This is a genomic window from Pseudarthrobacter niigatensis, assembly GCF_030812615.1.
In the GTDB taxonomy this organism is placed as follows: domain Bacteria; phylum Actinomycetota; class Actinomycetes; order Actinomycetales; family Micrococcaceae; genus Arthrobacter; species Arthrobacter niigatensis.
Genome location: NZ_JAUSTB010000005.1, coordinates 321,816 through 341,544, shown reverse-complemented (window position 1 = coordinate 341,544; position 19,729 = coordinate 321,816). Strand labels below are relative to the sequence as shown.

Below are 19,729 nucleotides of genomic sequence, written 5' to 3'. Positions count from 1 at the left end.
CAATTGTAAAATTTCTATTTTTGTTAGTTTGTTCTGTTTGGCGGCTGCCACCACCCCCAAAATTTAAACTCGGGGGGGGGGGGGGGGGGGGCCCGCCCCCGGGGGGGGGGCCGGCCCCCCCCCGGCCGGGTGGCTGCGACCACATACGCAGCCACGTGCGGGGGTTACTTGAAGAGGGCGTTGACCTGGTCGTTGGCGGCCGTGAGGGAGCTCGCCTTGGATTTGCCTGAGACCACGGAGTCCATGGCCGGCTTCATGATGCCGTCAACCTTCGCGGCGTTGTCAGCGATCGGGTAGAGGAACGTGGTGCCGTCCTTGACCTGCTGGCTGAAGGGGGTGACGTCCACGTCCTTGGCCTTGAAGGCTTCCACGGCCTTGTCTGCGGAGGTCTTGATGGCGGGGAAGACGACGGCCTTGGAAGCCACCACGTCCTGGCAGGCGGCGGAGCCGAGGTATTCGACCCACTTGATGGCGGCCTCGGGCTTCTTGGTGCCGGCGTAGATGGAGTCCGCCAGGCCGTTGTACATGCTGGCGCGCTTGCCGTTGACACCCACCGGGGTGGGGGCGATGCCCACCTTGACGTCCTTGTAGCCGGTGTACTGGCCGATCATCCAGGAGCCGTTGGCGTTGATGACGGACTTGCCGGCGGCGAACGTATCGGCCATGCTGGCGCCCACCGTGGTTTCGAGCTTGGGCATGTAGCCCTTCTCCACCAGCCCGGCGAACCAGTCGATGCTTTCCTGGAACTTGGGGTCGTCGTAGTTGAAGTGCTTGCCCCACGGGTTCTTGTCCGTGTGCGTCCAGCCGGTGGTGCCGGTCAGGTAGCTCCATTCGGTCTGGCCCTGGCCGGAACCGGACCCATTGAGGCCGAGCCCGTAGACGGCAACGTTGTTCTTGTCGAAGCCGGGCTCATCGCCGCGCTTGCCGTTCTTGTCCACAGTCAGGTGGGCGATGGTCTTTTCGTATGAACCGCCGTCCTGGGGATTCCACGTCAGGTTGGCCATCTGCTCCGGGGTGACGCCGGCGTCCGCGGCAAGTTTGGTGTTGTAGAACAGCGCGATGGTGTCCCAGTCCTTGGGAAGTCCGTAGCGCTTGCCGTCCTGGCCCACCCAGAGGTCCGCCAGGCCGGAGTTGTAGATCCCGGTGTCGATGTTGTCCTTCTTGACCGCGTCATCCAGGGCGAGCAGCTGCTTGTTCTTGATGAATTCCGGGTACTTGCCCAGGTGGTCGGTGAAGACGTCCGGGGCGGTGCCTGCCACGAAACCGTTGGTCAGGGTGCCCCAATAATCGTCCCAGCCGCGCTGGGTGACCTTGACAGTGATGTCCGGGTTGGCCTTATGGAAGTCGTCGGCGCACTGTTTGTAGGCCGGGAGCTGGTTGGCGTCCCAGAGCCAGTAATTGATTTCGCCCTTGCCGGCTTCGGCGGAGCCACCGCTTCCGCAGGCAGAGAGTGCCAGGACGGCGGCCGCGGCTGCAGCGAGGGAACCGAGTGCTTTCTTCTTGTTCATGGGGGTCCTTTCAGGGTGTGCTTCAGGGTGTGCTTCAGGGCACGCCGCCATGGCGCGCGCCGGGAGGGGGGAATTACGAGGGGAGGGGTCCTACTTGATGCCGGAGAAGCCGATGGAGTTGACGATCTTCTTTCCAAAGGCGGCGAACAGGATCAGGACCGGCAGGGCCGAGACCAAGGTTGCGGCCATGAGCCCGGACCAGTCCGGTGCACCTTGGGGCGACTGGGACTTGAAGACGCCCAGGCCGACGGTGAGGACGCGGACGGATTCGTCTTGGCCCACCAGTAGAGGCCAGAAGTATTCATTCCACTGGCCGATGAAGGTGAGCAGCGCCAGGGTGGCGAGCGGGGCTGCGGCGTTGGGCAGGATGATCTGGAAGAAGATCCTCAGGTGCTTGGCGCCGTCGAGCATTGCTGCTTCTTCAACTTCGCGGGACATGTTCAGGAAGAACTGGCGGAGGAAGAAGATGGCGAAGGGGGTCATGAAGATATAGGGCAGCACCAGGCCAACCATCGTGTTCAGCAGGCCCAGGTTCTTGATCAGGAGGAAGTTGGGCAGCGCGGTGAAGATCGGCGGCACCATCATGGTGGCCAGGAAGAGGCTAAAAACGGCGTTCCGTCCCCGCCAGCGAAGCCGGGCGAAAGCGTACGCCGCCATGGCGCTGAAGAACACGGCCCCGGTGGTGGTGATGGAGGCAAAGAGCACGGAGTTGCGCAGGTAGATCCAGAAGTCGATTTGCGCGCCGGATCCGCCCTGGGCCACTGCGTCTTCGGGGGACTGCAGGCCGAAGACGCGCTGGAATGCGCCCAGGCTGAATTCTGCGGGCAGCAGGTTGGTGGCGTTGCCGGCCAAGGCCCCGTTGGTTGACAGTGCCGTCCGGAGGATCCAGTAGAACGGGAGGACCGAGACGGCCACAGCGATGGCCACAAGGAACCAGGCGGCGGTGCGGCGCCAGTTGAACGGGCGACGGCGGGTGGCGGGCCGGGCGGGTGCGGAGACTTTTGCGGTGGTCATGGAAGTGTCCTTAATCCAGGTCTGATTCGTTGCCCTTGAGGAACTTCATCTGGATGAAGGCCACCAGGGCGAGGATGACGAAGAGGATGACCGCCAGGGCGGAGCCGTAGCCGAAGTCCGATTCCGTGAAGGCCTTTTGGTAGATGTAGAACTGCAGCACCCGGCTGGCATTGACGGGTCCGCCCAGGGTGGTGACGGCAACGGTGTCGAACACCTGGAAGGAACCGATGACGGTGACAATCAGGACCAACGCGAGCACCGGCCGCAGCAGCGGCATGGTGATCTTGCGGAATGTTTGCCAGGGCGAGGCGCCGTCCAGGTTGGCCACCTCGTAGACGTGGCTGGGAATGGCCTGCAGGCCGGCGAACAACAGCAGGGCGGTGTAGCCCATGTGCCGCCAGGTGTTGATGAGGGCCTGGGTGGGGATGGCCCATTCCTCGCTGCCGAAGAATGCCACCTTGGGCAGGCCGATGGCATCGATGAAGTAGTTGACGATGCCGATCTGGTAGTCCAGGAGCCAGAACCAGAGGAGGGCGGCGATCACGTTCGCCATCAGGTACGGCAGCAGGAGCGCGCCGCGGATCACGGTTGATTTGGCTACCCGGTGCATCAGCAGTGCAAGACCCAGCGCGAGCGTGGTCTGGAGGAGGATGTTGATCAGGACGTACTGCCCGGTGACTGCCAGCGCATTCCAGAACAGGGGGTCCTTGGCGATGGCCTCGTAGTTGGCGCTGCCGATCCACGTCGGGTCGCCGAGGATGCTGTATTCGGTGAAGCTGAGGTAGATGCCCCGCAGGGTGGGCACCAGGTAGAAAACGATAAATCCGATCATCGCCGGGGCTATGAAGAACAATGCGATCTTCAGGTCGCTCTGTCCCCGGCGCTTCAGCGGCCGGTGCGCTGCGTGCACTGCCGGGCTGGCGTTCCTGGTAAGGGTGGTCATCGTCGACCCTTTCCTGAGTGTGATGGAAGTAACAGGCTGGAAAGAAATCTACACGAGTAGATATTGGACGGCAAGGGCTTATTTCAATGTTTCAAAACCAGGGCAATTACGCCAGTGACTGGATATTGACTCGAGTAGATGCGGGTGAAACACTCGGAGAAACTTCAATCGGAAGGCAAACAATGACGTTCTCCATCGGCATCGTGGGCGCGGGCCAGTTCGGCAGCCAGTTCGCACACCTGTTCAGCCTGCATCCCGGCGTCAGTGCGGTCTATGTTGTGGACGAGCTGCCGGAGCGGGCTGAATCCGTGGTCCGAAGGCTGGATCTTGCCGGCGTCGTGCCCGACTTTGACGCCCTTCTGGCCTCCGACGTCGACGCCGTGGCGGTCTTCACCCAGCGCTGGACGCACGGACCCCTGGTGGAGCGTGCTCTCCGCGCCGGCAAGCACGTCTACTCAGCCGTGCCCATGGCGGTTGCCGAAGAGGAGATCGCCCGCATCATCCAGGCCGTCCGGGACACCGGCAAGGTGTACATGATGGGTGAGACCAGCTACTACAACCCCGCCACCGTGTATGCTCGCGAACAGCAGGCGGCCGGCAGGTTTGGCCGGGTCTTCTACTCCGAAGGCGACTACGTCCACGACATGGACCTCGGCTTTTATGACGCCTACCAGTACAGCGGGGGCGAGCGGTGGAAGGAGACGGCAAGCTACCCGCCAATGCTCTACCCCACCCATGCGATCGGCGGGGTGCTGGGGGCCATCCCGGCGCACGCCGTCAGCGTCAGCTGCGTGGGCGTCAAGGACCAGCGGGACGACGGGGTATTCGACAAGGACGTCAGCATGTTCGGCAATGACTTCTCCAACGCCACGGCGCTCTTCGAACTGAACGACGGCGGCGTGATGCGCACCAACGAAATGCGTCGCGTCGGTTATCCGTCACACATCCGCGAATCCAGGTTCCGGTTCTTCGGCACCGAGGCCAGCTTTGAGCAGCTCGCCAAGGTCACCGTGTGGCAGGACAAACAGGACGTCCACGACATCTCCGAGCAGATGGAAACCCGGCCAAGCATTCCGCTGGACGATCCGTCGCTGGCCAACGTCGCCCCGGAACTCCGGGACGCCTTCGTATCGGGACTCGCCCCGGTCCATGATGCCGAGCGGCTGCCCGCCGAGTTCCGCGGCGCCCCCAACGGCCATGAGGGAAGCCACCATTTCCTGGTGGACGACTTCGTCACCGCGGTGAACAACCGGACTCTGCCGCCTGTGAATGCATGGGTTGCCGCCCGCTTCACCCTTCCCGGGATTGTGGCTCACGAATCAGCCCGGCAAAATGGCGCCCGGCTCCCCATCCGCGACTTCGGCGATGCTCCGGCCGACTCGTAGCTAGCATGGAGACCATGACATCACCGGCAGTAAAGGCTCCCCGTGGCGGCCCTGTGACGCGCAAGGACGTGGCGCGCTATGCCGGCGTCAGCACCGCCGTCGTCAGCTATGTGGTCAATGGCGGCCCCAAGAAGGTGGCACCCGCCACCGAAGCTAAAGTCCAGGATGCCATCCGCGTGCTCGGCTACCGGCCCAACGCGGCGGCCCGGGCACTCAAGCTGGGGTCAAGCGAGACCCTGGGGCTCATCATCCCGGACAACACCAACCCGTTCTTCTCCCTGCTCGCCCACGCTGTCGAGGATGCCGCCGCGGATCTGGGGTACGCCCTGGTCCTTAGCAACTCGGACGGGAACCTGGCCAAGGAGAGGCGCAACATCCGCAATCTTGCCGCGCGCCAGGTAGATGGAGTGCTGCTGGCCAGCGTCCTCTTTGAACCCGACCTTGAAGCACTGGAGACTGCGGACATCCCTGCCGTACTGCTGAACCAGGAGCGGGCTGCCCCAGGTTTCAACAGCATCGGCGTTGACCTGGCTGCCGGAGCCCGGATTGCTGTCCAGCACCTCATCAGCCACGGGCACACGAACATTGGACTGGCTATGGGCACCAACGTTTCGGGCAGCATGGACGGTCGTGAGGTGGGCTGGCGACAGGCCCTGCAGGAAGCCGGGCTGCCCGAAGGACCTGTCGTCTACAGCGGCTTCACCTGGCCCGGCGGCTATTCCGCAGGCCAGCGGCTGGTGGCCTCGGTCAACCGGCCAACGGCCATCTTCTCCACGTCGGACACCCAGGCAGTGGGTCTGCTCCGGGCCGTCCACGAGGCAGGGTTGGCAATTCCGGGGGACATCGCCGTGGTGTCCTTCGACGGATCGATTGAGGCCGAATACTCCTGGCCGCCCCTGACCACGGTGGAGCAGCCCGTGGCTGCGATGGCCGAAGCCGCGGTGAATGCCCTGGTGGAAGCCCGGCGCGGAGGAAAACCGAAACACGCCATCTTCCCCACCAAGCTCCACGTCCGGCAGTCCTGCGGCTGCCCATAAGACAGTAGGACCGGCAACATGCGGCGCGGGTCAGCGTAGCCGTGCTATACGGGGACCACGCGCAGCTTCGAGCGTTCGCCCAGGACGCGCCTGGCTTCGGCGCTGAGGCCTTCATCGCTAATGACCTCGTCCACGTCATCAAATGCGGCGATGGAGCTGATACCCAACAGGCCCCACTTGGTATGGTCAGCCAGAACCACTGTCCGGCGGGCGGCTGCCACGAAAGCGCGGTCGGTTTCGGCTTCGAGCAGGTTTGGCGTGGTGAACCCGGCCTGGGCGTCCATGCCGTGAACGCCCAGGAAAAGGACATCCAGGTGCAGCTGCTTGAGGGCTGCCGTAGCGATGGGCCCGACCAGGGCGTCCGACGGCGTGCGCTCGCCGCCGATCAGGATCACGGTGGACCCGCCGGGGTGGAAGAGATCCGCAATCCGCATCGAGTTGGTCACCACGGTAATGCGGGGACCGTCGGCCAGCTCCCGGGCCAGGGCCCACGTAGTGGTGCCGGCGCCTAATCCAACCGCCATGCCCTCGTGGACCAAGCCTGCCGCCTCCACGGCAATGGCCCGTTTCTCCGCGGTCAACTGCGTGGACTTCAGCTCGAAACCCGGTTCATGCGTGCTGGCGTCCCCAGGCAGTTTCGCGCCGCCGTGGATACGCTCCAGCTTCCCGCCCTCTTCGAGCTGCTCAATGTCCCGCCGCACGGTCATCAGGGACACGCCCAGCTGTGCGGCCAGGTCCGAAATCCGGACCACCCGCTCCCGCTGGACAGCGTCCACGATGGCCTGGTGTCGGGCGGCTGCAAGCATGTGAACGGGTTCCTTTACCGGGGATACGGGTTTGCTCCAGCATACGGCGACGGCGCCGCCCGGGGAGGGCGGCGCCGTCGTCAGTCTGATGCCACTACTTCCGGAGTGACGCGGCGATCTGCTGCATGATGGTCGGGTCGGACAGGGTGGTGGCATCGCCCGGGTCGCGGCCTTCGGCAACGTCCTTGAGGAGGCGGCGCATGATCTTGCCGGAACGGGTTTTGGGCAGTTCCGGTACCACCAGGATGTTCTTCGGCTTGGCGATGGGGCCGATTTCCTTGCCCACGTGGTTCCGGAGTTCCTGGACGGTGGCGTCGCCGTTGTTCGCGGCGTCGCCACGGAGGATCACGAACGCGACGACGGCCTGGCCGGTGGTTTCGTCCGTTGCACCCACGACGGCGGCCTCCGCCACGGCGGGGTGGCTCACCAGGGCGGACTCGATCTCGGTGGTGGAGAGCCGGTGCCCGGAAACGTTCATGACGTCGTCCACCCGGCCCAGCAGCCAGATATCGCCGTCTTCGTCCCGCTTGGCACCGTCGCCGGCGAAGTACATGTTCTCGAAACGGGACCAGTAGGTTTCCTTGAAGCGCTCCGGATCACCCCAGATCCCGCGCAGCATGGAGGGCCAGGGCTCGCGGATCACCAGGAAACCGCCGTGCCCGTTCGGGACGGACTCGCCCATCTCGTCGACGACGTCCACGGCGATACCGGGCAGCGGCACCTGGGCCGAACCGGGCTTGGTGGCCGTCACGCCGGGCAGCGGGGCAATCATCTGGGCACCGGTTTCGGTCTGCCACCAGGTGTCAACGATGGGTGCCTTGTCGCCGCCGATGACCTTGCGGTACCACATCCAGGCTTCGGGGTTGATCGGTTCGCCCACCGAGCCGAGCACGCGGAGCGAAGAGAGGTCGTACTTCGCGGGGATCTCCGAGCCCCACTTCATGAAGGTACGGATGGCCGTAGGGGCGGTGTAGAGGATGGAGACCTTGTACTTTTCCACGATCTCCCACCAACGGCCCTGATGGGGGGAGTCCGGGGTGCCCTCGTACATGACCTGGGTGGCGCCGTTGATGAGCGGCGCGTAGGCGACGTACGAGTGCCCGGTGACCCAGCCGACGTCGGCCGTGCACCAGTAGACGTCCGTCTCAGGGTGCAGGTCGAAGACTGCCTTGTGGGTGTAGGCCGCCTGGGTGAGGTAGCCGCCGGTGGTGTGCAGGATGCCCTTGGGCTTCCCGGTGGTCCCGGAGGTGTAGAGGATGTAAAGCGGGTGCTCGGAGTCGTGGCCCACCGCAACGTGCTCGGCGGAGGCGGAGTCGACCGTGTCAGCCCACCAGTGGTCCCTGCCCTCGGCCCAGTCCACATCCTGGCCGTTGCGCTTGACCACCACCACGTTCTGTACCGTATGGCCGTCGTGGGCCAGGGCATCGTCGACGGCGGCCTTGAGCGGGCTGGGCTTGCCCCGCCGGTAGGTGCCGTCGGCGGTGACGACGAGCTTGGCCTCGGCGTCATCGATCCGCGAACGCAGTGCTTCGGCGGAGAAACCGCCGAACACCACCGAATGCACCGCCCCGATCCGGGCGCAGGCCAGCAAGGTGATCACGGCCTCCGGGATCATGGGCAGGTACACGGCCACGCGGTCTCCCTTGGCCACGCCCAGGGATTCGAACGCGTTGGCCGCCTTCTTCACTTCCTCGGTGAGTTGCGCGTACGTGTAGGTCCGCGTGTCGCCGGGTTCGCCCTCGAAGTAAATGGCCACACGGTCCCCGTTGCCGGCCTCGACATGTCGGTCCAGGGCGTTGTAGGCGGCGTTGAGTTCCCCGCCCACAAACCACTTGGCGAAAGGCGGATTGGACCAGTCCAGCGCCTGGGTGAAGTCCTTGTTCCAGGTCAGGAGTTCCCGGGCCTTCTTGGCCCAGAATGCCGGCCGGTCGGCATCCGCTTCCCCGTACTCGGCGGCGGTGACAACGGCGTCGGCCGCGAATTCCGGGGAGGGCGGGAAAGCCCGGGTTTCATGCAGCAGGTTCGCGAAGGCATCGCCCTGATGGCCGTGGCCGGCCGGCTGGGCGGAAGCGGACGGAACGGTGGCCGTGGAGCTTGGGGTGTCCTGGGACATGTGAACCTCATCATTCATCGATCGTCGCCGCGCGGAACGCCACCTCCGCAGGGCCCTCCGTTCGCACGGCACTGGGCGCCAGCCGGGCGGACATACCGCAAAGAGCTGTTCCGCAAACTAGCCTAATGCTTGCCACGCACCCCCTGTGCTCCCCGTCACAAAGACGACCGCGAGCGGCATTTTTTAAGCGGTGAATGGCGTCTTCGTTACTTCCAGTTGTCCCCTCCGGGCCCCCTCCAGCTAGTGATCAGCCAGGCTGTTGACTAGGCTGAGATGGAATTGTGACTTCACTTTGGGCCGCCCCGCCCAGGCATAAACAGTGCCCGGCCGGGGCAGGACCGCATGTCAAGACGGCACAGTTTTTCGGGTCCGGACCGGGCCCGGTGCCGCCACGCTAAGGAGAGCAGAATGAACCAGCAGAGCTTCGGCCAGCGAACGGCCCCGGACGCCGGGACAGGTCCCGGAGGCTCCGGATCCGCCGCCGGCGGACCAGGGCACCCGACCCCCGCCGGTAACGCGGCAACGGGACAGGCTGCAGGACCAAAGGCTGCCTCCGGGAAGATCGACCCCCACGCCCACCAGGCGGTTCTGGGCCCGTTTACAGTGCGGGACCTGGCTGTCTTCGCCGGCACGCTGATCCTGTTCGTCGCGTCCCTGCTGCCCCTCTTTGGCACCCGCTACAACCTGTGGAACCTGAACAATTTGTTCTTCCTGGGACTGGGCATCATCCTGCCGTTGATCGCCAGTGCGCTGTTCGCCGCGCGCAGGCTCGCCCCCGCGACCAAAATCCGGGTGGGTTCGCTCTCAATCGACCAATTCGCCTCCGTGGTGGCCTCCTTCGCCGTGGCTTTCTTCTTCCTGTCCATTGCGGGCGGCTACGTGACCAGCCTGCTGGTCGGCCTGATCGGCTCGCTGGTGCTGTTCGCCGCAACAGTCCTGGGCCGCTTCCTGCCATATCTGTCAGGCGACTTCAAGGACCGGCCAGAGGCGCCGGCGCACGTGGTGGCACGGGAAGCGGCGGTCCCGACGCGCAGGGCACTCAAGGCGCCCAAGCCGGAGCCGGGTCCCAGCCAGTCAAAGGGCGGCGGCATCAAGGGTGCCGGCGTCTTCGGAGGCGCCGGTTCCGGGTCCTCCGCGGTCCAGCCCGGATCCGCCAGCCCAAGCCCTGAACCTGTCCGCTTGGCACATGCGCCCGCCACCGCGGCCGTTCCGGTGGCTGCCGCCGGGACATCAAACGCGGGAACTGCCGGAGCTGCAGGAGCCGGTGCCGCGGCTGCCGTTTCCGGTGCCCACGGGCCTGCCGGGTCCGCACCGACCGCGCCCGCCCCCGAAACATCCGAACAGACCCCCGAAGTGGAGGCCGGGCCGCCCACCCAGGCAGCCGACGTCGTCCGCCCTGCCCCCGATGTGGAGGCCGGGCCGCCCACCCAGGCAGCCGACGTCGTCCGCCCTGCCCCTGTTCCGGATGCCGGCGAGACACGGCACGGGGACATCCCGGCGACCAATGCTCCGCAGGCCGCATGGGAGCCGCCCGCGGCCACCGCGGTACACCAGCAGGTCCGTGCCGAACAGCCCATCGGGGCAACGGTGGACCCGGCAAGCCGCCACGATGAAACAGACGGGCAGCCGGTCCACGAGGCTTTTTGGTTTGCCGTGGCCCAGCACCGCACTGCCTTCGACCCCCGCACCGGTGCGCCCGCCTTTGTGATCGAGCCCGGCGGCTGGGTGCTGGCGCTCGAGGACCGCGGCCACGAGTTCCTGGTCCAGCACACTGACGGACGGCTGGGCGTCCTGCGCGACCTCAGCAACATCGAGCGCGGCTGACGCAGGTGGCCGGGGCCCGCACCAAGACCGGCCAGGCCACGGGGATGCCTGTGGTCTCGTCCGAATCAGTCCTCGCCCTGAAGCGGAGGGCGCGGCGCATCCACCGGGCCCTGGCCGAGAAATACCCGTACGCCCACGCGGAACTGGACTTTCGGAACCCGTTCGAACTGCTCGTGGCCACTGTACTGTCCGCCCAGACCACCGACGTCACGGTCAACCAGGTCACCAAGGTGCTGTTCGCGCGCTGGCCTGACGCACGGGCACTGGCAGAGGCGGACCCCACGGAACTTGAGGCCATCCTCAAGCCCACCGGGTTCTTCCGTGCCAAGGCGAAGAACGTCCAGGCACTGTGCACGCGGCTGGTGGACGAGTTCGACGGCGAAGTACCCGGCCGGATGGAGGAACTGGTCACGCTGCCCGGTGTAGGGCGCAAAACGGCCAACGTGGTGCTTGCCAACGCTTTCGGCATCCCCGGCATCTCGGTGGACACCCACTTTGCCCGGCTGGCCAAGCGGTTTGGCTGGTCGCAGTCGGAGGATCCCGTGCAGATCGAACAGGACGTGGCGGAGCTGTTCGAACGGAGGGATTGGACCATGCTGTCCCACCGGGTGATTTTCCATGGCCGCCGCGTCTGCCACGCCCGGAAACCCGCCTGCGGAGCCTGTCCCGTGGCCACCTGGTGCCCCAGTTACGGGCTGGGCGAAACCGACCCCATCAAGGCAGCCAAGCTCCTTAAGTACGAACTGGCCCCCGGCAGCGAGGAGCTGCTGGAGCAGTACCTGGCAGAGCAGCACCGCGCCGCGGAAATCCGGATGGCTTCCCAAAGGAGGACCCCGTGAGCGCACGCAAAGACCTCGCCGAGCTGGTGCGGCGCGCCGAAACCGGAACGGCCGGGCCCCCGGATCCACGCTGGGCGGCGCTGACGGTTGACGCGGCACGGGCCCGCAGGGCTGCCATCCTGATGCTTTTCGGCGTCCTTGACGACGTCCCCGCCGAGTCCGGTAAGCCGCTCGCCCCGGCGGACCTCGACGTCCTGCTCCTGGAACGCGCCCACACCCTGGGCTCCCACCCGGGCCAGGTGGCATTTCCCGGCGGCGGTATCGACACGGGCGAAACTCCGGTAGCGGCTGCCCTGCGGGAAGCCGAAGAGGAAACAGGGCTTGATGCCGGCGGGGTTGAAGTTCTCGGAGCGCTCCAGGAACTGGGCCTGGCGCACAGCAACTTCCTGGTGACGCCCGTCCTCGGCTGGTGGCAGGCCCCCTCACCGGTCCGGGTGGTGGATTACGGCGAATCCGCACAGGTGTTCCGCGTACCGGTCCGGGACCTGCTGGACCCGGACAACCGGGTGATGGCCACCGTCCACCGCGCAGGCCGCACCTTCGACAGTCCCGCGTTCACCGTCAACGGCGTGGTGGTGTGGGGTTTCACCGGCATCGTGCTGAGCGGCCTCTTCGACCAGTTGGGCTGGTCGGTTCCCTGGGACCGGAACCGGCTCCACCCCATGGGGGTCTAGGTTTCGACCTACTGGCGCAGGTCCACCACGATGGCAGTGGCGGCGTTTTCGCGCATGGCCTTGATGCCGTCCCGGAGCATGGGCAGGGACCTGAAGGTGGGCGAAACGGCAACCGTGTTGCCCTCGGCGTCGGTGAGCCGCAGCCGGTACGACTCGTCGCCTGTGCGGTGTATTTCAAATCTTCCCGCCATGGACGGGGACCTCCCTGTTATGCGTCGTTGCATCAGCGTGTGGACCGGTCTGTTTCAGTCACCGCTTTTGACTGTAACCTCCGCCACCACAACCGTCGAACTACTGCCGGGTAGGTTACCTTGCATCTCGATGGCGGGTATTGACGCCCTCCGAGGCAGCTACTTGGCGAGGTCGTAGGAGTCGACGACGGCGAGGCTTACCGGGAACTCGACCGGGACCGGACCGAACAGCAATTCCTTGGCGGCCTTGGCCGAATCCTCGATCGCCGCGATGCAGGCGCCAACCCCGTCCGCGGGTGCATGCACCATCACCTCATCGTGCAGGAAGAAGACCAACTCGGCCCCGACAGGGCTGCCGCCACCGGCGGTTCCCGGCCTTCGCAGGGTACGCAGCCGGCGTCGTAATTCCGCAAGCCAGCACGCCGCCCAATCCGCTGCAGAGCCCTGGACCACGAAATTCCGGGTGAAGCGCCCGCGGGACCGGGCGATGGACTCAGCCCGCCGTTGTTCCTCCGCCGAGGTGGAGCGCTGGCTCAGGAACCACCGCTCCGAAGGCGGCGGGCTGCTACGGCCCAGCCGGGTGGTCACCGTCCCGCCGGACTCACCCGCCCGCGCCGCCTGCTCCACAAAGTCGACGGCGCGTGGATAGGTGCGCGCCAGCTGCGGCATTAGACGCCCCGCCTCGCCGGAGGTGGCCCCGTACATGGCGCCCAGCAGGGCCATTTTTGCCTTGGCACGGTCCCCGCCGAAGCCCTTCGCGGCGATACCGGCATACAAGTCCTGGTCCCGGGCTGCCACTGCCATGGAGGAATCCTGCGCCAGGGCCACCAGGACACGCGGTTCCAGCTGCGAGGCATCGGCAACGATCAGCTTGTAACCCGGGTCTGCGTGCACCGCACCACGGACCTGCCTGGGAATCTGCAGGGCGCCGCCCCCGCGGGATGTCCAGCGACCCGAGACAACTCCTCCCACCACATATTCGGGACGGAACCGTCCGCCGTCCACCCAGGCGTCCAGCCAGGACCAGCCGTTGGCCGTGTGGAGCCTGGAGAGCTTCTTGTATTCCAGCAACGGCTCGATGACGGGGTGGCTGGACTCGCGGAGCTCCCATTTCCGGGTGCTCTTGACCTCGATGCCGTTGCGGTGCAGAGCCCGCATCAGGTCCTGCGGCGAATCCGGGTTGAGTCCTGGTGAGTTGAGCAGGGCGCGCAGCTCCGCAGCCAACGCCTCCAGCCGTTGCGGACGCTGGCCGGCGGGCGGGCGGGGTCCCAGGTGGTCCACCAGGATCTGTTCGTGCAGGTCCTCCCGCCACGGGACGCCGGCGTGCTGCATCTCCGCGGCCACCATGGCGGCTGCGGACTCCGCCGCGAGCAGCAACTGCAGGCGGTTCCTGCGGTTCTCCGCTGTCTCCACGGCGGCCAGGGCGCCCTGCTGGGCCGCGTACTCGGCGCGGAGTTCATCCAGTGCCCACCCCGGCGCCGGCCCGGCAGCTGGTTCGTCGAACAGCGCGCCCTGGTCGGCAGGGGGACGCGGGGGCAGCAGGACTTTTGGTGGAAGCAAGGGATCCTCCACCGGGACCCTGTCGGTGTTCCTGGCGTAGTCGGTGTGGGCGCTGAATTGCGAAAAGGCCAGGATGCTGCCGCACAGCGTGATGTCGTAACAGCGCTCCACCTCCACGCCTGCGGCGAGCAGCGCGGGGTACCAGTCCTGCGTCCGGTGCCAGATCCAGCGGGGCGGCTGGCCGCCCGGGCGCCGGGCTTCGAATTCTCTGACGACGCCGGCAAGCTCGCCGGGTGCCACCACCCGCGGTTCAGGGTTGGCCTGCCGGGGGTGGCCGTCTTGTGTCAGTTCCTGCAGTGCCGCGCCGCGGGCGTGGGCGGCAAGCAGCAGGTACATGCTCCCATTGTGCCCTGCCGGGAGCGGTGGCTTGGTTGTCCACATAGGGGAGGTGCCCCCTTAACTGGCTTTGGCTGCCGCGGCAGAGTGGCTGCATGAGCAGGCACCAGCTGAATGCACCGCACCCCGGGCCGGACCAGGCCACGGATTCTTTCCGGCGCGCACCGGGCCGGGGAGCACCAGCCCGTGCTCCGTCGCAGGACAACCCGGCGGCCGGCGCCCCTTGGCTGCCGGACAGTTCCCATCCGGACGGATCAGCGCCGGACGGTGCGGGGGAGGTGCTGTTGGTTACCTCCTCCGCCGTCCTCCGCTCCGAAGTGGAACGCATCGTAGCGGCCGCCGGCTCCCGATTGCGGGCTGTTCCGGACGCGGTGGAGGGCGGACGCTACTGGGACGCTGCCTCAGCCGTCCTGGTGGGAAGCGACGTGCGGGAACTCCCACCACGGCGGCGGACGCCCGCAGTCCTGGTGGGCCTTGACGGCGAGGGGGACAGCCTCTGGCACCTCGCCGCCGCCCTGGGTGCCGAACGGGTTGCCGTGCTGCCCGATGCCGCTGCCTGGCTGGCGGACCACCTCAGCCGGTCGCGCTCACCGGGCCCCGGCGGCCTGGTCCTCGGCATCACGGGTGGCTGCGGCGGGGCCGGCGCCACCACTGCCGCAATTTGGATAGCCCAGGCCGCGGCTGGGCTGGGGGTGCGCGTACTGCTGGTTGACGGCGACCCTTGGGGCGGGGGCCTTGAACTGGCGCTCGCCGCCGAGGAAACCCCCGGACTGCGCTGGCCGGACCTCGCTGAGGCCAGGGGCAGCATCGACCCCCTCCAATTGGCTGATTCCCTGCCCGTCGCAGGAGGCTTCTCCTTCCTGTCCTGGCCCGCAACCCGGGAACAGCCGTCCCCCGTCGCTGCTGCGGCCTCTGCCGGGGTGCTTGACGCTGCCCGCCGGGGCTATGAGCTGGTGGTCGTGGATGTGGGCAGGGGTGCGGAGCCACTCCGGACTGTGGCCTGGGACTGCGACCGGATCATGGTGGTGGTGCCCGCGCAGCTGAAGGCAGCGGTGGCGGCGGTGCGGCTGCTCCAGGAAATCCCGCCGGTGGAAGCAGCCCTGCTGGTGCGTGGCCGGACCGGCGCGGCGCTGGACAGTTCCCTGATCGCTGATGCCGTCGGCCTGCCGGTGCAGGGCCGGATGCCGGAGCTCCGGGCTGTCCCCGGCGCCATGGAGTCGGGCCGGCTGCTGGAATTCGGGAAGCGGCGGGCAATCCGGCATTTCGGCGCCACGGTGCTCGACTGGCTTGGCGAGGACCTGCAGGCGGGGGATGTCGCATGAGCGCGACCGGTGCCCCATCGAGTCCTGCCCCGGAGACTGCCAGCCCTGCTGGTCCCATAGGCCTGGGCGCACGGCGCAGCGCCCGGATCCTGGAGGCGAGCCAGGCCGTCCGCCCGGAGCGCGGAAGGGATGGTGCCGGACGTGGCCGCATCGATTCAGGGCTGCTGGAATCTGTCCGCGAAACGATGATGGCCGAGGCAGGGGCAGTAACACCCTCCCGCGTTGCCGCGGCTGTCCAGGCCACCGGCAAGCTGCTGGGCACTGCAGGGGCGCTTGCTGCAGTGGAACGGATCAGCGCGGAGCTCAACGGCCTTGGCCCGCTGCAGGAACTCACGCGGGACCCCGCCGTGACAGATATCTTCGTCAACGCCCCCGATTCCGTGTGGGTGGACCGCGGCGCCGGCATCGAACGCGTCCCGGTCGCGTTCGATGGCGAGTCCCAGCTGCGCGCGCTTGCCTGCCGGCTGGTGGCCGCTGGCGGCCGCCGTTTGGATGATGGTTCACCGTGTGTCGATGTCAGGCTTGCCGGCGGCTACCGTGTCCATGCCGTGTTGCCGCCGGTTTCCACGTCCGGGACGCTGCTGAGCGTCCGGATCCGCAGGGAGCGGGTCTTCGCCATGGGGGAGCTGCGGACGGGCGGCATGTTCACCCAGCGGGTGCAGGACGTGCTGGAACGGATTCTGGAGAAGCGGTTGAGCTTCCTGGTCAGTGGGGCCACAGGTTCCGGGAAAACCACGCTGCTCTCCACCCTGCTGGGCCTGTGTTCCCCGGACGAGCGGCTGGTCCTGATCGAGGATGCGGCGGAACTCAACCCGGTCCACCCCCACGTGGTGGCGCTCGAATCACGCCACGGAAACCTTGAAGGCGGCGGCGCCGTTGACCTGGGCGAACTGGTCCGCCAGGCACTGCGCATGCGGCCGGACAGGCTGGTTGTGGGGGAGTGCCGGGGCGCCGAGGTCCGGGAGCTCCTGACCGCAATGAACACCGGGCACAGCGGCGGCGGCGGAACCATCCACGCGAACACTGCCGCCGCGGTCCCCGCCCGGCTCAACGCGCTGGGCGCACTCGCCGGGCTCGCTCCGGAAGCGGTCCGCCTCCAGGCTGCCAGCGCACTTGACGTCGTTATCCACGTTGGCAGGACGCCGAGGGGCAGGGTAATCCAGTGCATCGGACTCATCGCCGATGGACCGCAGGGACTGGCCGTGCTGCCGGCAGTGGGAGAATCGGGCACCCCCGGTCCAGCCTGGCCGGCGCTCGCTGCCCGGCTGGGAATGGACGCCGGGAGTGCCCTGTGACGCTCCTCCTCATCATGCTCCTGTCCTGCGCTGCGCTGGTGCTCCTCAAGCCTCCCCTGGACGCCGCCTCCAGGCTGCGCGCGGCAACCGGCAACAGGGCCACTGTGTCCGGGCCCGGGAAGGGGCGGGCGTTGCCGTGGCGCAGGGCTGCAGGCGGCCGCCCGCCGCAGGCACGGAGCCCAGGCCTGACCCTCATAGTGCAGCAGTTGGCGGCGCTGCTGCGGGGCGGGCGGACGCCCGCACGCCTGTGGGATGAGCTGTGGACGGTGTATGGCACGGGTAACGTTGCCAGCCGGCGCCCGGGGGCCGCACCCCTGACCGGTGCGGTGCCGTCCGGGTCGGTCATGACGGGGGGTTCTGCTGCCGTCCTGGCTTCCGCGAGGGCCGCTGCCGCCACGGGGGCACCCGTTTCGGAAACCATTCGCCGGGCGGTATCCACGGCACTCCCTCCCCGGGACAGGGAAGCAAGGACCTGGCTGGAGCTTGCCGCTTGCTTTGACATCGCCGAGGCCAGCGGTTGTCCACTCGCCGACGTACTGACCCGGTTCGCGGCCCAGCTGGAAGCGGAAGATGATGCAGACGCGGCCCGGCAAACGGCTCTCGCCGGTCCCAAGGCAACGGTCCGGCTCCTGACCTGGCTTCCTTTGATGGGCCTTGGACTCGGTGCCGCCCTGGGCGTGGATCCGCTGGCCACCCTGCTGGGGACACCCCTCGGACAGGCCGCGCTGTTTGGCGGGGTTGTCCTCACCGCTGCGGGAAGGGCCTGGTCCGCCAGGCTGGTTTCTGCCGCTGCCGGGGCAGGGATGCCGTGAGTATGGGTTGGGCGCCGGGACTGGCCTTGTTCCTCCTGCTGGCGGCCGGGGCCTGGCTTGCCTGTTCCAGCCATGCCGTGCCGCTCCGGCGGCTGCACCGGCTGTTTCCTGCTGCTGCCAGGACCCAGCAGGCAATGGGTACAAAGAAGGCGTCGGCCCATGAGGACAGCGGGCTGAAGGACACCGCCATGATGCTCGAACTTGTGGCCGCGATGCTGGACGCGGGCGCCGGAATTGGCCGGTCCCTCGACCTGGTGGCCGCCGCGGCAGCACCCCAGTACCGGGACTCGCTGCGGCCGGTGGTTTCGGCGCTCGCCATCGGCGCCGACTGGCACACGGCCTGGCGCAGCTCCGCCGTCCGGCTCCCCGAAATCCTGGAGCTGAGGGACGCCCTCGGCTTCGCTGCACTGACAGGTGCGCCGTCCTCGGCGATTCTGTATGCCCAGGCCGCCAGGCTTCGCCGGGAACGCTTCCGGGAGGCCGAAAAGCGGGCTGCTTCACTCGGTGTGAAGCTGGTGATACCCCTGGGCCTTTGCTCGCTGCCGGCCTTCATCTGCCTTGGCGTCGTTCCGGTTCTGCTGGCCCTGGTGCCGTCCGGGTCCTAGCCGTCCCCTGGCGGCTGCACGTCCCCTCCTCCACATCGGCGGAAGGGCACGGCTTATCCACTTAGCCCACCCCCTCACTTACCGGCAACTGCTGCGCCGGGAAGAGTCAGGAGCGCCGGAACACTGCCGGCATCATCGGAAAGGAAACCAGATGTCCATCAACTACTACCGCCGCAACTACTCCGCCGGAACATCCGCTGTGGCCGCTTCCCGGCGCGTTCCATCGGGACGGACCGGCAGCCGTGGCCGCGCTTCCGGGACGCCCTACCCCTACGCCGCCGCATTCCCGGCGGACGCATCCGTTCCCGGCGTATTCGATCCGCAGGTCAGGGGAACGGGTTTGCCCTCACCAGCAGCGACGTTGGCACGGCCCGGCAACGTGGTGGAGCTCTATCCCGGGGCCGGAGCCGGAGTTGCCGCCACCAGGGTCCGGCGCAGCGTTCGGCTGTTGGGCTCCGAAGCCGGCATGGCCACGGCTGAATACGCCATCGCTACGCTGGCCGCCGTGGGATTCGCCGGGCTGTTGGTGTTCATCCTCCGGAGCGACGAAGTGCGTGGTTTCCTCCTAAACCTCATCCGCACCGCCTTGGCGCTGCCATGACACGTTCCGCCGGAGTGTTGACGCCACGGAAGCCACCTGGAGTGGTGGCCTCCACGGCGGCCCGCATCAACGGGGACCCGGAACCGGTGGACAGGACGGTGAACGCCCGGGGCACAGTAACAGCCGAGTTCGCCGTGGCGCTGCCTGCCGTGCTTGGACTGCTGGCCATGCTGCTCGCCGGGGCAGCCGCGGGCATGACACAGCTTCGGATCGAAGAGGGAGCCCGGGCCGGCGCCAGGGCCCTGGCCCGGGGCGAGGATCCCGCAACGGTGCAACGGACGGTCAGGACGCTCGCCGGCGCTTCGGCATCGGCGTCAGTCTCGGCCGACGCCGGGTGGTTCAATGTCACTGTTACCGACCGGGTCCCGGGCCCACTTGGTTCTTCGATTCCGTGGACCCTCACCGCCCGGGCCTCCACGCGCAGCGAGATTGCAGGGACCGGCGGTTCCGGCGCCGGCGAAAGCCCGAGCGACGCCGGGGGCTTCAGGTGATGCAAACCCTTGCGGATGGCCGTGAACGCGGCTCAGGAACGGTCCTTGCGGCGGGGCTGGCCCTGGTGGTCATCACGGCCATGGCTGTCATGCTGCTGCTTGCCCAGGCCGCGGTGCTCGCCGGGAGGGCCGCAACGGCAGCGGACCTCGCAGCCCTCGCCGGGGCGGATGCCCTCCGCGGCATCACCACGGGGGACCCCTGCACGGTCGCCGCCGACGTGGCTGCCCGCCATGATGCGACGGTACTGAGCTGCTCCGAGGGTTCGGGACAGACTGTTGAAGTGCTGGCTGAGCTCGGCGAACGGCCGCTGCTGGGTGCCGCGACCGGTCGGGCACGGGCAGGTCCTCCGCCCTAGGGGACACAGTTCCCCGG

At 67.4% G+C, this 19,729-nt stretch carries 19 protein-coding genes; 12 read left to right on the top strand and 7 right to left on the bottom strand.

Annotation, left to right across the window (positions count from 1 at the left end):
• Positions 1-164: 164 nt before the first annotated feature.
• The 3 genes from J2T23_RS10470 to J2T23_RS10460 all read right to left on the bottom strand — a co-directional run bounded on the left by J2T23_RS10470 (position 165) and on the right by J2T23_RS10460 (position 3,465).
• Positions 165-1,508 carry an ABC transporter substrate-binding protein gene (locus J2T23_RS10470; protein ID WP_307359727.1) on the bottom strand — a complete coding sequence of 448 codons (1,344 nt, stop codon included), beginning with the start codon at positions 1,506-1,508 and terminating at the stop codon, positions 165-167.
• Between the two features lie 90 nt (positions 1,509-1,598).
• Positions 1,599-2,522: a carbohydrate ABC transporter permease gene (locus J2T23_RS10465; protein ID WP_141182443.1), complete on the bottom strand. Its 924-nt coding sequence runs from the start codon at positions 2,520-2,522 to the stop codon at positions 1,599-1,601.
• 10 nt (positions 2,523-2,532) lie between these two features.
• Positions 2,533-3,465 (bottom strand): carbohydrate ABC transporter permease, encoded by a 933-nt coding sequence (locus J2T23_RS10460; protein ID WP_141159373.1) that lies wholly within the window; start codon positions 3,463-3,465, stop codon positions 2,533-2,535.
• 182 nt (positions 3,466-3,647) lie between these two features.
• Between J2T23_RS10460 and J2T23_RS10455 the strand changes: the two genes are divergently transcribed.
• Together J2T23_RS10455 and J2T23_RS10450 are read left to right on the top strand one after the other, a co-directional pair.
• On the top strand, positions 3,648-4,850 hold the full coding sequence (locus J2T23_RS10455) for a Gfo/Idh/MocA family protein (protein WP_307359725.1): 1,203 nt from the start codon (positions 3,648-3,650) through the stop codon (positions 4,848-4,850).
• 14 nt (positions 4,851-4,864) lie between these two features.
• Positions 4,865-5,887 (top strand): LacI family DNA-binding transcriptional regulator, encoded by a 1,023-nt coding sequence (locus J2T23_RS10450; protein WP_307359723.1) that lies wholly within the window; start codon positions 4,865-4,867, stop codon positions 5,885-5,887.
• A gap of 44 nt (positions 5,888-5,931) precedes the next feature.
• On the opposite strand, the gene J2T23_RS10445 is transcribed toward J2T23_RS10450, so the two are convergent.
• Both J2T23_RS10445 and acs read right to left on the bottom strand, forming a co-directional pair.
• Positions 5,932-6,693 carry a DeoR/GlpR family DNA-binding transcription regulator gene (locus J2T23_RS10445; protein WP_141159376.1) on the bottom strand — a complete coding sequence of 254 codons (762 nt, stop codon included), beginning with the start codon at positions 6,691-6,693 and terminating at the stop codon, positions 5,932-5,934.
• Positions 6,694-6,787: 94 nt separating this feature from the next.
• On the bottom strand, positions 6,788-8,806 hold the full coding sequence (acs, locus tag J2T23_RS10440) for an acetate--CoA ligase (protein WP_141182440.1): 2,019 nt from the start codon (positions 8,804-8,806) through the stop codon (positions 6,788-6,790).
• Positions 8,807-9,214: 408 nt separating this feature from the next.
• On the opposite strand from acs, the gene J2T23_RS10435 reads away from it, so the two are divergent.
• From J2T23_RS10435 to J2T23_RS10425, 3 genes are read left to right on the top strand one after another with little or no spacing between them, the layout of a single operon-like run.
• A complete protein-coding gene (locus J2T23_RS10435; protein WP_141182439.1) occupies positions 9,215-10,630 on the top strand; it encodes a hypothetical protein in 1,416 nt (471 codons plus the stop codon).
• Between the two features lie 44 nt (positions 10,631-10,674).
• Positions 10,675-11,469 (top strand): endonuclease III, encoded by a 795-nt coding sequence (gene nth, locus J2T23_RS10430; protein WP_307359718.1) that lies wholly within the window; start codon positions 10,675-10,677, stop codon positions 11,467-11,469.
• Positions 11,466-12,143: an NUDIX hydrolase gene (locus J2T23_RS10425; protein WP_307359715.1), complete on the top strand. Its 678-nt coding sequence runs from the start codon at positions 11,466-11,468 to the stop codon at positions 12,141-12,143. Before nth ends, J2T23_RS10425 begins: the two co-directional genes overlap by 4 nt.
• 8 nt (positions 12,144-12,151) lie before the next feature.
• Here the strand turns inward: J2T23_RS10425 and J2T23_RS10420 are convergent, their stop codons facing one another.
• Complete coding sequence (locus J2T23_RS10420) at positions 12,152-12,334, bottom strand: YegP family protein (protein WP_141159380.1); 183 nt, start codon at positions 12,332-12,334, stop codon at positions 12,152-12,154.
• Positions 12,335-12,493: 159 nt separating this feature from the next.
• Positions 12,494-14,230 carry a bifunctional 3'-5' exonuclease/DNA polymerase gene (locus tag J2T23_RS10415; RefSeq protein ID WP_307359711.1) on the bottom strand — a complete coding sequence of 579 codons (1,737 nt, stop codon included), beginning with the start codon at positions 14,228-14,230 and terminating at the stop codon, positions 12,494-12,496.
• A 281-nt stretch (positions 14,231-14,511) separates the two neighbouring features.
• On the opposite strand from J2T23_RS10415, the gene ssd reads away from it, so the two are divergent.
• From ssd to J2T23_RS10380, 7 genes are all read left to right on the top strand, one after another.
• The gene (gene ssd, locus J2T23_RS10410; RefSeq protein ID WP_141161470.1) at positions 14,512-15,552 is read left to right on the top strand and encodes a septum site-determining protein Ssd; all 1,041 of its coding nucleotides are present in this window, start codon (positions 14,512-14,514) and stop codon (positions 15,550-15,552) included.
• On the top strand, positions 15,549-16,847 hold the full coding sequence (locus J2T23_RS10405; RefSeq protein ID WP_307359709.1) for a TadA family conjugal transfer-associated ATPase: 1,299 nt from the start codon (positions 15,549-15,551) through the stop codon (positions 16,845-16,847). The genes ssd and J2T23_RS10405 overlap by 4 nt, the downstream gene beginning before the upstream one ends.
• Positions 16,844-17,659, top strand: a complete 816-nt coding sequence (locus tag J2T23_RS10400; protein ID WP_307359704.1) for a type II secretion system F family protein — start codon at positions 16,844-16,846, stop codon at positions 17,657-17,659. The genes J2T23_RS10405 and J2T23_RS10400 overlap by 4 nt, the downstream gene beginning before the upstream one ends.
• Positions 17,660-17,661: 2 nt before the next feature.
• On the top strand, positions 17,662-18,264 hold the full coding sequence (locus J2T23_RS10395; RefSeq protein ID WP_141161471.1) for a type II secretion system F family protein: 603 nt from the start codon (positions 17,662-17,664) through the stop codon (positions 18,262-18,264).
• Between the two features lie 151 nt (positions 18,265-18,415).
• Positions 18,416-18,865, top strand: a complete 450-nt coding sequence (locus tag J2T23_RS10390) for a DUF4244 domain-containing protein (RefSeq protein ID WP_307359700.1) — start codon at positions 18,416-18,418, stop codon at positions 18,863-18,865.
• Positions 18,862-19,356, top strand: a complete 495-nt coding sequence (locus J2T23_RS10385; RefSeq protein ID WP_307359698.1) for a TadE family type IV pilus minor pilin — start codon at positions 18,862-18,864, stop codon at positions 19,354-19,356. The genes J2T23_RS10390 and J2T23_RS10385 overlap by 4 nt, the downstream gene beginning before the upstream one ends.
• Positions 19,356-19,712, top strand: coding sequence for an Rv3654c family TadE-like protein (locus J2T23_RS10380; RefSeq protein WP_141183454.1), 357 nt, complete (start codon positions 19,356-19,358; stop codon positions 19,710-19,712). The genes J2T23_RS10385 and J2T23_RS10380 overlap by 1 nt, the downstream gene beginning before the upstream one ends.
• The last annotated feature ends 17 nt before the right edge of the window (positions 19,713-19,729 follow it).